Annotated in this window: 10 protein-coding genes and 2 pseudogenes; 6 read left to right on the top strand and 6 right to left on the bottom strand. The window is 70.4% G+C overall.

What is annotated here, in order from left to right; genetic code table 11:
* Positions 1 to 2 precede the first annotated feature (2 nt).
* Together OV079_RS58000 and OV079_RS58005 are read left to right on the top strand one after the other, a co-directional pair.
* Positions 3 to 308 (top strand): annotated as a pseudogene (locus OV079_RS58000) (hypothetical protein); the annotation flags it as partial.
* Positions 309 to 875: 567 nt separating this feature from the next.
* A complete protein-coding gene (locus OV079_RS58005) occupies positions 876 to 2624 on the top strand; it encodes a tetratricopeptide repeat protein (RefSeq protein ID WP_420829622.1) in 1749 nt (582 codons plus the stop codon).
* Between the two features lie 1397 nt (positions 2625 to 4021).
* On the opposite strand, the gene OV079_RS16090 is transcribed toward OV079_RS58005, so the two are convergent.
* On the bottom strand, positions 4022 to 4171 hold the full coding sequence (locus tag OV079_RS16090; RefSeq protein WP_267769575.1) for a hypothetical protein: 150 nt from the start codon (positions 4169 to 4171) through the stop codon (positions 4022 to 4024).
* A 371-nt stretch (positions 4172 to 4542) separates the two neighbouring features.
* Here OV079_RS16090 and OV079_RS16095 point away from each other — a divergent pair, with 371 nt between their 5' ends.
* From OV079_RS16095 to OV079_RS16105, 3 genes are all read left to right on the top strand, one after another.
* Positions 4543 to 5412 carry a hypothetical protein gene (locus tag OV079_RS16095; RefSeq protein ID WP_267769577.1) on the top strand — a complete coding sequence of 290 codons (870 nt, stop codon included), beginning with the start codon at positions 4543 to 4545 and terminating at the stop codon, positions 5410 to 5412.
* 394 nt (positions 5413 to 5806) lie between these two features.
* On the top strand, positions 5807 to 6052 hold the full coding sequence (locus OV079_RS16100) for a hypothetical protein (protein WP_267769578.1): 246 nt from the start codon (positions 5807 to 5809) through the stop codon (positions 6050 to 6052).
* 509 nt (positions 6053 to 6561) lie between these two features.
* On the top strand, positions 6562 to 8487 hold the full coding sequence (locus tag OV079_RS16105) for a DUF4215 domain-containing protein (RefSeq protein ID WP_267769579.1): 1926 nt from the start codon (positions 6562 to 6564) through the stop codon (positions 8485 to 8487).
* A gap of 34 nt (positions 8488 to 8521) precedes the next feature.
* On the opposite strand, the gene OV079_RS16110 is transcribed toward OV079_RS16105, so the two are convergent.
* From OV079_RS16110 to OV079_RS16130, 5 genes are all read right to left on the bottom strand, one after another.
* Positions 8522 to 8950, bottom strand: coding sequence for a tyrosine-type recombinase/integrase (locus OV079_RS16110; RefSeq protein WP_338089083.1), 429 nt, complete (start codon positions 8948 to 8950; stop codon positions 8522 to 8524).
* Positions 8951 to 8956: 6 nt separating this feature from the next.
* Entirely contained in the window at positions 8957 to 9607 is a 651-nt protein-coding gene (locus OV079_RS16115; RefSeq protein WP_267769582.1) for a tyrosine-type recombinase/integrase, read from the bottom strand.
* The gene (locus tag OV079_RS55950) at positions 9604 to 9933 is read right to left on the bottom strand and encodes a helix-turn-helix domain-containing protein (protein WP_338088905.1); all 330 of its coding nucleotides are present in this window, start codon (positions 9931 to 9933) and stop codon (positions 9604 to 9606) included. The genes OV079_RS16115 and OV079_RS55950 overlap by 4 nt, the downstream gene beginning before the upstream one ends.
* A gap of 22 nt (positions 9934 to 9955) precedes the next feature.
* The gene (locus tag OV079_RS16125; protein ID WP_267769584.1) at positions 9956 to 10615 is read right to left on the bottom strand and encodes an alpha/beta hydrolase; all 660 of its coding nucleotides are present in this window, start codon (positions 10613 to 10615) and stop codon (positions 9956 to 9958) included.
* A gap of 201 nt (positions 10616 to 10816) precedes the next feature.
* On the bottom strand, positions 10817 to 11050 hold the full coding sequence (locus tag OV079_RS16130; RefSeq protein ID WP_267769585.1) for a hypothetical protein: 234 nt from the start codon (positions 11048 to 11050) through the stop codon (positions 10817 to 10819).
* A 580-nt stretch (positions 11051 to 11630) separates the two neighbouring features.
* Here OV079_RS16130 and OV079_RS16135 point away from each other — a divergent pair.
* Positions 11631 to 13006 (top strand): annotated as a pseudogene (locus OV079_RS16135) (IS3 family transposase); the annotation flags it as partial.
* Positions 13007 to 13193: the final 187 nt, after the last annotated feature.

Raw genomic sequence — 13193 nt, forward strand, 5'->3', positions numbered from 1 at the left:
CCATGTACACCCGCGTCCTCGCCGAGCTGGCCCCCGGCGCCCCGCAGCGCAGCCGCCGGCTGTCGCAGGCGATCGAGGGCCTGGTCGGCCTGCGCCTGGCCGCCGGCGACCTCGACGGCGCCGACGCCCTGCTCGACGCCCAGCTGGCCCAGATCGACGACCCCGAGATCCGCGCCCGGATCCTCACCGAGAGCGGCCGCGCCCTGCTGCGCGGCGGCCAGGAGCTCGCGCGCGCCCGCCAGCGCTTCGAGGCCGCCCTCGCCGCCGACCCCGACCACGCGCCCGCGCGCCTGGCCCTCGGCGCGGCCCTCATCGACGCCGGCCTGCACGCCGAGGCCGAGGCCATCCTCGAGGCCGCGGTCGAGGCGTTCGGCCTCACCCGCGACCAGCCGCGCCTGGTCGAGGGCCTCTTGATGCTGGCCCACCTGTTCGAACAGACCGACCGCGCCAACGAGGCCTACCGCCGCCTCTCGATGGCCCTGCGCCACGTCCCCGACGACCTCGAGATCCGCGCCGCCATGGCCCACAACCGCGCCGCCGCCGGCCGCCACCGCGACGCCGTCGCCGCCCTCGAGCCGGTCGAGCAGCGCCTCGCCGCCGGCACCCCGGTCCCGCCCGAGCGCGCCCCCGTGGTCGCCGACCTGCTGATCCTCGCCGCCGAGTGCGACGCCAAGCAGAACGCCCCCGCCGAGCGCCTCGCCGCCCGCTACGCCCGCGCCCTCGAGCTGGCCCCGCGCCACCGCAAGGCCCGCGCCGCGCTGGCTCAGCTGGCCCAAGAGTCAGGCAGACTGGTCGACGCCGCCGAGCACACCCTCGCCCTCGCCGACCTCGAGCAGGACCCCGAGGCCCGCGGCCGGGCCCTGCTCGCCGCCGGCATGCTGTTCCACGAGGCGGCCGGGGCCGCCGCCGAGACCGGCGAAGAGACCGTCGTCAGCGCCTCCGCGCAGAAGATCCTCGGCGCCGCCTTCGACGCCGTCCAGGCCGGCCTCGCCCTGATCCAGCACATCCCGCACCCGGTTCTCGACCGCCGCCAGCTCGAGGCCGCCTTCTGGACCGCCGTCTCGCGCAACGCCGGCATCGCCCTCGGCTGCCTCGACCGCCTGCTGCACCACCCCGACCTGCGCGAGGCCAAGCGGGCCGGCTTCCTGCTCGAGGGCGTCAAGATCGCCCTCCAGCGCGGCGAGCCCGGCGACCCCGAGCGCGCGCTCGCCTACGCCCGCGCCGCCGTCGAGCTGCTGCCCGACGCCGCCGCCCCGATCCACGGCCTCGTCGACGCCCTGCGGGCCTGTGGCACCGTCGAACAGATCGAGCCGGCGGTGGGCGCCTACCTGGCGCGCGACAGCGTCCAGAAGCCGCCTGGTGACCTGAGCGAGGCCCGCGATCGCCAGCGCCTGCTGGTCCGCCTGGCCGACCTCGTGGTCCAGGCCGAGCCCCCGCCTGACCCGAAGGACAGCCGGCCCGCGCAGGCGATCCGGCTGCTCGAGCGGGCCGCCGAGCTCGACCCCACCGGCCTCGGCCTGGCCCCGCGGCGCCAGCTCGCCCGGCTCTACGCCGACGAGAAGATCCAGGGCCCGCAGGTGCGCAGCAACTCCGACGCCCTGCTCCACCTCGACCCGCTCGACGAGGCCAGCCTGGCCGCGCTCGCCCGCCACTGCGCCGAGAACGGCGAGGAGGGCCGCGCCCACGCCATCCACCAGCTCTTGCGGATCGTCAGCCCCGGCCACGCCGAGGCCGGCGCCTTCCTCACCAGCCACGAGCTGCTGTCGGTGCGCGGCGGCAAGCTCGACCCCACCATGGTCATCGACCCGGCCCCCGCCGACGCCGGCGTGGTCCCGGCCCTCACCGCCCTGTGGGAGGGCGCCGCCGAGCTGTTGGCGGAGGAGCTGCCGCGCCCGCAGTTCAGCGAGGCCGCCTGGATCGAGGCCGAGACCGACAAGGACACCCTCCTGTGGAAGGTCTGGACCGAGCTCGGCACCCAGATGCCGGCCCAGGGCGTGCGCCTCGCCGACGTCGAGCTGCTCCCCGACATGCGCGTCGAGGGCGGCTGGACCAGCGTCTCGTGCGTGCATCCGCCGGTGATCGTCGTCGGCCCGGCCGCCCGCGCCGAGACCACCGCCCCGCGGCTGCGCTTCGCCCTCGGGCGCGCGCTGTTCTTCACCCGCCCCGCCGCGATCCTCGTCTCCGGCCTGCCGAAGCCGCTGTTCGCCGGCGTCCTCGCGGCCGCGCTGCAGGCCTTCCACCCGCGCCACACCCGGCGGGTGCGCGCCCGCGACGAGGCCGACCTGGCCACACGGCTCGGCCAGACCCTCGCGCGCAAGCTGCCGATCCGCCTGGCCCGTCAGCTCAGCACCGGCTTCAAGGAGCGCGAGCAGGAGGGCTTCGACAGCCGCGACTGGCGGGCGTGGGTCCAGCGCTCCGGCGACCGCGTCGGCCTGTGCCTGTCGCGCAACCTCGGCGCCGCCCTCGACATCCTCGGCCTGCCCCAAGAGCCAGGCGAACGCAGCGCCGCCCTCAAGGCCCGCGCGGCCTTCGACGCCGACCTGCGCGACCTCCTGGTGTTCGCGGTCAGCCCCGCCTACGTCGGAGCCCGCCGCGCCCTCGGCTTCGAGGTCAAGTCCCGCTGACACGCCCCCCGGCCGTCCACGAGGCCGCGAGCCCGTCAGGGTCCGCGGCCTCTTCACGTCCCCCGTCCGACGCCCGCAGCCGTGTCGCAGCGCCCGTCCGCCAGGTCGCGGCTGCAAGGCCGCGTCGAAGCGGCACGACCGCATCTCACGACCTTCACCGTCCCCGGGTCCGCGTCACGCCGACCTCTGCCTCGCAGCTCAAGACCTCGCCCTCACCGTCCCCGAGTCTGCGTCACGCCGACCTCTGCCTCGCATCTCACGACCTTCACCGTCCCCGGATCCGCGTCACGCCGACCTCTGCCTCGCATCTCACGACCTCGCCCTCACCGTCCCCGAGTCCTCGTCACGCCGACCTCTGCCTCGTCTCACGACCTCGCCCTCGAGGTCCCCCGAGTCCGAGTCACGCGACCTCTGTCTCGTCTCACGACCTCGCCCTCACCGTCCCCGAGTCCGCGTCACGCGACCTCTACCTCGTCCACCGCGCCGCTCACGACCTCGAAGTCGGCCCCGCGGGTCGCCTCGCCCGCGCCCGCCTCACGAGACCGCGAGCCACGCCCGGCGTCGCACCGCGCCACCTCTCACGACCTCGACGCCGCGCCCCCTGTCTTTTGATTCAGCTCGCCTCGCCTCGCGCCCCTTGCGGCCCCGGCTGAATCGTGGACAAATCCCTCGAACATGCCCACCGCGCCGCGCCTCTGGATCTCGCTGCAACTGAGCGTCACGGCCCTGGCCCTGCAGGCCTGCCTCGACCCCAACGCCAACACCGAGACCGAGTCGACCGCGAGCACCGGCCCCGGCACCACCACCGGCGTCGACACCACCGGCCCCTCCGCGACCGAGCCGACCACCGGCGAGCCGACCACGAGCGAGCCCGGCACCACGGGCGAGCCCGTGTGCGGCGACGGCTTCGTCGACGCCGACGAGCAGTGCGACCTCGGCCCCGACAACGCCGACGACGGCGCCTGCACGAGCGACTGTCGCAACGCCACCTGCGGCGACGGCCTCGTCGCCAAGGACGCCGAGGAGTGCGACCTCGGCCCCGACAACGCCGACGACGGCGCCTGCACCACCGCCTGCCTCCTGCCCGCCTGCGGCGACGGCGTCCTCAACGGCGACGAGGTCTGCGACGACGGCACCAACGACGGCACCTACGGCAGTTGCCTCGCCGACTGCAGCGCCGCCGCCCCCGGCTGCGGCGACGGCCAGGTCGACCCCGAGAACGAGGACTGCGAGGACGGCCCCGACTGCCTGCCCACCTGCCGGTACGCCCACAGCTGCCTCGAGTGGCAGGAGGCCGCCCCCGAGGCCGTCAGCGGCGTCTTCAGCGTCCGCCGCGAGGGCATCATGGACCCGATCGACGTCTGGTGCGCCCTCGATCCGGCCGTCGACGGCGGCGGCTACACCTTCCTCAAGGTCGACGTCGCCGCCGGCATGAACCCGAGCCCGGCCACCGCCGCCACCGCCGAGGCCGCCTGCGCCGACTGGGGCATGCAGCTGTTCATCCCGCGCAGCGCGGCGCACCTGGGGGCCGCCTTCCAGGTCGCCACCGGCGACAACCTCGAGCCGGTCGGGGGCGGCACCGTGAAGAGCGGCGCCGACTACCTGCAGATCCTCGGGATTTATCCGGTCACCGCGGGCGAGAGCTGCGTCGACGCGCCGCTCAACGGGCTCGACTGTCCCGAGTGGCGCGCCGGCGACGACCAGGCGTGGTTCGTCAGCGACGTCGCCGTCGGCAGCGGCGAGCCCGACGAGCTCGGGGCGTGCGACGGCTGCTCGATGCTCTACCAGTGGAACCAGGACGGCAGCGTGAAGAGCTACAAGGCCCTGCCCCAGCCGGGCGGCTACAGCTTCCGCTTCCTGTGCGACACGGGCGATAACTGCCCTGACGCGCGCGGCGGGTTTGTGTCATTTTTTCGCCATGGCTCGCTTACCTCGCAAAATCGCGCTCCTGGCCCTCCTGGGGCTCGCGTCGGCCTGCATCATCGGCGGCGGCAACACCACGAACACCTCCGACTCCGACACCGGCGAGTTCGTGTGCGACGACCCCAACTCGTACCTCGACGGCGAGACCTGCTACTGCAACGAGGGCTTCGAGTACTGCAGCGACGACCTGGACGACCTGTCCTGCTGTCCGGTCGAGGACACCACCACCGTCTCGAGCGTCGGCACCACCACCGTCGAGCCGACCTCGACCAGCGAGCCGACCACCACCACCGGCCCCGGCACCACCGAGTCGACCACGCTGCCCGAGACCAGCTCGACCACGACCACCACCGAGGCGACGGCGAGCACCACCGAGACCACCGAGACCAGCGAGGGCACCACCACCGGCGGCGTCGAGTGCCAGGGCGAGCAGCCCCCGCCGGAGGACTGCCAGAACGGCCAGTTCTGGTGCACGATGACCGAGGCCTGCGGCCCCGAGGGCAGCCAGGTCTACCGCTGCGACGGCGCCACCTGGGTGCTCGAGCCCAACCTCGCCAAGGACAGCTGCAGCTTCGACGGCTACGACTTCGCCTACGGCTGCGTCGACACCGGCAAGACCGTCGAGTTCATCTGCGGCGACGGCCCCGGCACCCCCTGCGAGAACAGCGACCCCGCCAGCTGCGAGGACGACACCAACCTCAACACCTGCATCTACGGCAAGCTGTCGCAGTTCGACTGCTTCGTCCAGTGCACCGAGGTCGGCGACGCCATGATGACCCTGTACGACCACGGCTTCTGCGGCGAAGACATGGGCACCTCCGCCTGCCTCTGCTGCGACATGGGCGAGCCCGGCTGTCCCGTCTGACCTGTCCCGCAGGCCAGGTCCGCCCGCGCGAGCAGGCCTGTCCCCTCGGCCAGGTTCCTGGATCGCGCGGACGACCGCGCCCGCGCGAACGTCTCCGCGGATGAGACCTGCCCCATCGGCCAGGTCTTCCTGAACCGCGGCGACCGCGTCCGCGCGAACATCTCCGCGGCCGGGACATGTCCCATCAGCCAGGTCTTCCGCGCCGCGCCGACGACCGCGTCCCCGCGAACGTCCCCCGCGCCCAGCACCTGCCCCATCGACCAGGTCCTGCCGGGCCGGGCGGACGACCGCGCCGCGAGCGAACCGAGCCGCCCCCGCGCGGCCGCCGGCGGTCCAAACGCCCCCAGTGCGGCCATGCGTCGCGCCGCCGCCCCGGACCGGCTACCATCCCCGCGTGACTCGCCTCTACAACAAGCAGACCGGCGCCCTGATCGGACCTATCACCGACGACCAGCTGCGCGACCTCATCGATCTCCTCGTCGAGGAGAGCGCCGACGACCGCGACTACTACATCGACCGCGACACCCTCGATTACCTCGAGGAGAACCAGGTCGACGCCGAGCTGCTCGCCCTGCTGCGCAAGCACGTGCCCGAGGAGGGCGAGGGCATCGACATCGAGTGGCGCCACGATCTCGCCTGACCTGTTCGCACCACCGATGCTCTCCCCTCGCTGCCCGAGGCGGCGAGAGCATCGACCTCGACTGGGCGCGACGAGCCCGCCTGACCTGTTCGCATCGTCGATGCTCTCCCTCGCGGCCCGAGGTTCAGCCAGGAGGTCGCGCCCTGTTCGCATCGTCGAACGGCTCGCCCCGCAGCCGCGGAGGGCGAAGTCTCGCCATCGAGCGGCGCGCCTCCTCTCGACCCGTCCTCGCCGCGGAAGCGATCGCCGCGCTCCACCTTCGTGGTCCTCGCGTCGTTCGGCGTGAGGACCCGCCGCGCCTGCCGCCTTCACGTCGCTATCGCGCGGCGGCCTGCGCCGACCTGACGCCCGCGTAACGGTCCGCGCACGGACGCGCTGCATCTTCCTCCGTCGCCGCTCCGCGGGCGCGGCTTCGGCCGGATGGGTGGGCCCAGGGCGCACCTGCCCGCGGACGTCGGCTGCGGCGGCGCGAGTTGCCGGCCTTCGTTCGACTCTCGTACCCTCGCGACATGCTCGCTTACAGCTTCGCTTGTCGTTCGCTGGGTCTCGTGATGCTCGCCTCGGCCCTCGCCTGTGGTCGCACCGACACCGCAGTGCTCACGGACTCCGGCACCGGCACCACCGACACCGACGGCACCACCACGGCGGGCAGCACCACCGGCCCCGATCTGCCGACCACGACTGCGCCGACCACCGAGACCGGCACCATGAGCGGCACCGAGACCGGCACCACCCTGGAGCCGACCACCGAGCCTGCCACCGACACCGCGATCACGAGCACCGACGGCACCGTCACCGACGGCACCATCACCGACGGCACCGCCACCTCGACCACCACTTCGACCTCGACCACCACCACCACCGGCGAGACCGACAGCACCACCGGTCCGCCGCCGATCTGCGGCGACGGTCAGATCGATCCGGGCGAGGAGTGCGACGACGGCGACCTCGTCGATCTCAACGCCTGCTCCAACGCCTGCATCGCCGCCGTGTGCGGCGACGGCATCGTCCAGGAGCTCGTCGGCGAGGAGTGTGACGACGGCAACGACATCGAGGGCGACGGCTGTTCGACCGGCTGTCGCCTCCCCGTGTGCGGCGACGGCATCGTCCAGCTCACCGAGGATTGCGACGACGGCAACCTCGACGACGGCGACGATTGCACCAACGCCTGCACCACCGCCGTGTGCGGCGACGGCGTCATCCAGGTCGGCGTCGAGCCGTGCGACGACGGCAACGACCTCGACAACGACGACTGTCTGGTCGGCTGCGTCCTCGCCGAGTGCGGCGACGGCATCGTCCACGAGCTGCTCGAGGCCTGCGACGACGGCAACGACGTCAACGACGACGCCTGCACCAACGCGTGCGCCCTCGCCACCTGCGGCGACGGCATCTTGCAGATGGACGAGGCGTGCGACGACGGCAACGCCCTCGACGACGACGCCTGCACCACCCTGTGCAAGCTCGCGGTGTGCGGCGACGGCTTCGTCCTCGCCGGCACCGAGGAGTGCGACGACGCCGGCGACAGCCCCGCCTGCGACAGCGACTGCACCCTCCCGCAGTGCGGCGACGCCCACCACAACCCGGCCAGCGGCGAGGCCTGCGACACCGGCGGCGACAGCCCCACCTGCGACAGCGACTGCACCCTCGCGGTGTGCGGCGACCAGACCGTCAACGGCGCCGCCGGGGAGACCTGCGACGCCGGCACCGAGACCGCCACCTGCGACGACGACTGCACCGCCGTCGTCTGCGGCGACGAGGTCCTCAACGAGAGCGCCGGCGAGGCCTGCGATCACGGCGGCCAGACCTCCACCTGCGACCTCGACTGCACCTTCGCCGCCTGCAACGACGGCGTCATCAACAGCGCCGCCGGCGAGAACTGCGAGGACGGCAACCTCGCCGAGGGTGACGGTTGCAGCTCGAAGTGCAAGGCGCACAAGGTCGTGTTCGCCACCAGCCAGGGCTTCGACGGCAACCTCGGCGGCCTCGCCGGCGCCGACATGAAGTGCCAGGCCGCCGCCCAGGCCGCCGGCCTCCCCGGCACCTACCGCGCCTGGCTGAGCGACGACACCGGCACCCCCGTCACCCGCTTCACCAAGTCGGCCATCCCCTACGCCCGCCGCGACGGCGTCCTCGTCGCCAACAACTGGGCCGACCTCATCGACGGCACCATCGCCGCCGCCATCAACCTCTCCGAGCTCAAGACCCCGCCCGGCTCCGACGCCAACGTCTGCAGCGGCGTCTCCCAGCTCACCTTCACCAATACCATCACCAACGGCACCATGTTCGCCGACTTCACCGATTGCCAGAACTGGACCAGCAACGCCCCCGGCTTCACCGGCGGCGGCCAGTGGAACAAGGCCGACGGCCTGTGGACGCAATTCGTCTGCCAGCAATCGTGCGCCTGGAAGAAGCCGATCTATTGCTTCATGCAGTAGGCGTAAGCCGAATTCTTTCTAAAGTTCCGAGCACTTAGGCGTGCTCGGGAGTGCGTCTCCCCGACGTCTCCAACGCGCGAATCGCGCCAGAGCTGCCGCCACGGCGGTCAACATAGTCGCTCGCGGTCTGCAGACTCTTGTGGCGGAGGTGGCTAGCGACGGCTGCCACGCCCCCACCGCCCTCCGCGATCCGGGTGCCGCACGACTTGCGGAGCACATGAGTGCCACGCCAGGGCAAGCCCGCGCCCTTCACGAGCGCCCTCATCCATTTGTTCATGTTGTTCTCCTTGAAATGGCTCCCGTTGTTGTCCAGCACGAACGGGCCGAGGGCCGGGAACCCGCGCAAGACCTCAGCGAGGCGCGCCGTGAGGCCGACCTCGTCCTCGGTCCTGCCCTTCGGGAGGTCCAGCTTACCCCGGACGAGGTTGTGACGGATGGTCATCAGCCCTCGCTTGAGATTGATGTCCGTCTATTTGAGAGCGAGGATTTCTCCACGGCGAAGACCACCGTCGAGCCCCAACAAGACGATGACGACGAACCTCGGCCCGAGCGCTTGGGCCGCGGCAAGCAGCGCCGCCTGCTCCTGGTCGTCGTACGCGACCGCGGGCTTGCGCTTCCGACGAGGAATCTCGAAATCCACCGGAGCGCACTGGATCTCCTTCTCTGCGATGGCCCGGTTGAACAGCCGGCGGAGAGTCTTGAGCACCTCGCACATCGTGTTGTGCGACTTGCTCACCAGAGACTTCTTGATCGCGGTGATGTCCTTGGGCGTCACCTCGTCGAGGCGCCGCCGAGCCAGTACCGGGAGCAGGTACACGCGCAGATGGACGTCGTAGTTCACGAGCGTGTTGGTCCCGAGTCGGTCGGCCTGGCACAGGTCGAGGAAGGTCTTGGCAAACTCCTCGAACGTCGGGGGTGGCGGCTTCTCGGGCTCGGGCTCGGGCGCGAGGAGTTGAGCGAGGAGCTCCTGCTCGAGCGCCTTGGCCCACCGTTCGGCAGCGGACCTGCCGGTGACCGGCGCCTTGACTCGTTGGCGGAGCTTGCGCCCCACTGCGTTTTCGACGCGAACGTCAACTTCGAATTCATTCTTCGATCCCTTCCACGGGCGCAGCGTGATCATGGTTGACCTCCCGCGCTCGCACTTTTCGCCGAGAGCCATTGTGCGATGATCCGAGGGTCGAAGCGAATGGTTCGGCCGAGCCGCACTACCCCAGGTACGCCGCCGCGGGAGACCCTGGCGTAGACGGCTCCTTTGCTCGTGCGGAGCAGTACAGCGAGCTCCTCAACGGTCATGAGAGGCGGCGGGAGGTTTTGAGTTTGGCGAGAGCTCACTCCGTCGAAACGTTGTTCGGGGCAGATCCCCTCGGGAATGTTCGCGGTGACCGAGAGAGCCCGACGACCCCCTATATTATAAGGAAGAGCTCTCGCATTCACTGTCCACCTCATCCGCCCTCAAGAGGGTCGCTCGTCAAGAAGTCCGAACGAAGCTGGAAACGCTGGCGAGGCCGCCCGCCGCTCGCTCGAGCGCCGGAGCGAGCGCCGCGCCCATGCTCGAAAGGCCATGTCCCGCAAGGCGCAGCGTCGTTAGACGGACTGGATAGCCCATTGCCTGGAAGGTCCGCGCCGTCGCCTGACCAGCGCTGTAGGGGACCACGGGGTCACGCATGCCGTGGACCGCTTCGATCCGCACCTGTCGGGACGGACGCGGCGGCTTGAAGCTCTCCGGTAACGCACCCGACATGGCGACCACACGATCGACGCGGCCGCTGGTCGCCAACCACCAGGCGATGTGCGCGCCCTGGCTGTATCCGACGACGATCCGCTCCGTGTAGAGCCGCTGAGTGGCGATCTGGTCCAGCACCGTCACGATCTCGGACGCGGCGCGTGAGACATCGGAGATGAATGCCGCTGCGTTGTCCTTGTAGCGCGCGCGGAACCACTGAAACCCGCTACCGCTCTTGAGACCACCACGCAGAAACACGAGCCGCATGGGCCGGTTGGAGAGCACGTACGGCGCGAGCTGCGTCTCGTCTGCGCCGACGCCATGCAAAAACAGCACGAGCGGAGCCTTCGTCCGAGCATCGCCACCTCCGAAGAGGCGCTCGACCGCGACGCGACCGGGGATCACGAGCGGAACCTGCGTGTCGGGCTCGGGGGGAGAAGCTGCGACTGTTGCGTGACCTGTCGCTTGAGCCAGACCCCTGCACCGACCACGCCCGCCGCGGCGAGCCCGCCAACAACCATGCGCTTCATCATCCACCCCCTACTTGAAGTCCTCGTCGACCTGCACGATCGCGTGGGCGTCGATCGTCTCGTCGTCGTCGTCGCCCTAGGCGTCGTCCGCTGCGCGTTCCGCCGTTGCCGACACCGCGGCGAGACCGACGAGGACGCTCGCCGCGAACCCGCGGTGCAACGCCGTGATCGGCCCCATCGAGCAGGTGTGCGTGTCAGCGATGCCGGCCCACCGCGCACGCGGGTGCAGGGTCGCCGTGAGCGTCCAGGGCTGAACCGTCACCACGTAGACGTTCTCAACCGTCCCAGCCATGCGCAGGATCTCGTCCATCGCTGCGCCCCTACCTGACAATGTCTTGTGAGACACGGTCCCCGCGAAGTTTAGAGAGCAGGGCGAGTCCGTGAATCCAGAGCATGAGCAAACCAACCATCCAGAGAAGCGGCAACCCGGAGCAATCGAGTAGGCGTTGTGTGAGCAGGACGAGGTCGTTGGCCGCCGATGCAACGAGTCAGCAACGGCGTAGTCTGGTCGAAAGTCTTGCTGCGCCTGCGGCGGCATCGAGCACCAGGAGGGTTTTCCAAGAGAGCGGCAGCCCGGAGCAATCGCGTAGGCAGGGTGTGAGCAGGACGAGGTCGTCGGCCATCGATGCGACGAATCAGCAACGGTGTAGTCCGGTCGAAAGTCTTGCTGTGCCTGCGGCGACCACGAACATCAGGCGCGCCTTCGAAACGAGGAGCAACGAGGAGCCGTCGAGTAGGCGGGATGAGAGCGGGTCGAGATCGTCGGCCGGCGATGCGACGAGTCAGCAACGGTGTAGCCCGATCGAAATCCTTGCTTCGCCGGGTTCGATGCCCCGCGAAGAGCACCTGAGGGTGGAGTTCTACCTGGAATCGGGCGATGCAACGGAGGCATGGACCTGATGGCGACTCAAGCACGAGAGCCTAACCCCGAGACCGCCGAGAAGACGCCGCGACGCCGCTTCACGCCCGCGTACAAGTTGAAGATCCTCGCGCAGACCGACCACGCGAGCGAGGGACAGATCGGCGCCATCCTGCGCAAGGAGGGCCTGTACAGCTCGCTGTTGTCGACCTGGAGGCGCCAGCGGGACGAGGGTACCCTGGGGGCGTTGAAGCCGAAGAAGCGTGGACCGAAGCCGAAGCAGGACCCCGAGCAGAAAGAACTGGAGCGCCTGCGCCGCCGGGTGGCGCAGCTCGAGCACAAGCTCGAGACGGCGGAGCTGATCATCGACGTCCAAAAAAGTCTCGCAATTGCTCGGGATCCCGCTCGCGACGATCGAGCCGTCCGAGAAGACCTGATCGCGCAGGCGGGCGAGCTGTCTGAGAGGACAGGTCTGCGGCAGGCGTGCGAGGCGCTGGGCGTCTCGCGCGCCACCGTGTACCGCCGTCGCCGCCCCGCGCCGGTGAAGTCGCCGAGACCGCGGAGGACGCCGCGAGCGCTGAGCCCTGGAGAGCGCCAGGAGGTGCTGGAGATGCTGCACAGCGAGCGCTTCGTCGACAAGGCGCCCGAGGTCATCGTGGCGCTCCTGCTCGACGAGGGGCGCTGGGTGTGCAGCGCGCGGACGATGTATCGCCTGCTCGCGCAGGATGGCGAGGTCCGGGAGCGCCGGCAGCAGCGGCGGCACACCGAGTACAAGCGCCCCGAGCTGCTGGCGACCGCGCCGAACCAGGTGTGGTCGTGGGACGTCACCTGGCTGCGAGGACCGACCCGGGGCCAATACTACTACCTGTACGTCCTGCTCGACATCTACAGCCGCTGCGTCGTCGGCTGGACCCTGGCGCACCGCGAGAGCGCCGACCTCGCCGCGCGCCTGCTCCGCACCACCTACGACAAACAACAATTAGACCTGATCAATTGACCATTCACGCCGATCGCGGCGCCGTCCAGACGTCCCGCGAGCTCGCCGACCTCTACCAAGCCCTGGGCGCCCGCCGCTCGCACAGCCGGCCCCACGTCAGCGACGACAATCCCTACTCCGAGGCCCACTTCAAGACCCTCAAGTACACCCACGACTACCCCGACCGCTTCGCCTCCTACGACGAAGCACACACCTTCTGCGCCCGCTTCATCGACGGCTACAACCACCACCACCGTCACTCCGGCATCGCCTTCCTCGCCCCCGCGGACGTGCATTACGGCCGCACCGAGGCCGTCCTGTCCGTCCGGACTGCCGCCCTCCACGCCGCCTACGCCGCCCACCCGGAGCGCTTCGTCCATGGAAGACCCACGCCGCACCGGCCTGCCGCCGCGGTCTACATCAACCCTCCGGGCCGCCCCGAGCGCGGCCCTCGCGAGTACGAAGTCCATGTCCTTACGGACAGGTGCATCGCGATGGATCCACCTTCGGAGCACCTCTCCGGTGAAATCTCACATTCACTAAACCTGATCAGCACCGTGTCTCAAAGTCATTGACAGGCTCCGTCCCGCCGTCTTGGAGCGCCCTCTCGCAGAGGAG

The sequence above is a fragment of the Nannocystis pusilla genome, assembly GCF_026626665.1.
GTDB lineage: Bacteria > Myxococcota_A > Polyangia > Nannocystales > Nannocystaceae > Nannocystis > Nannocystis pusilla.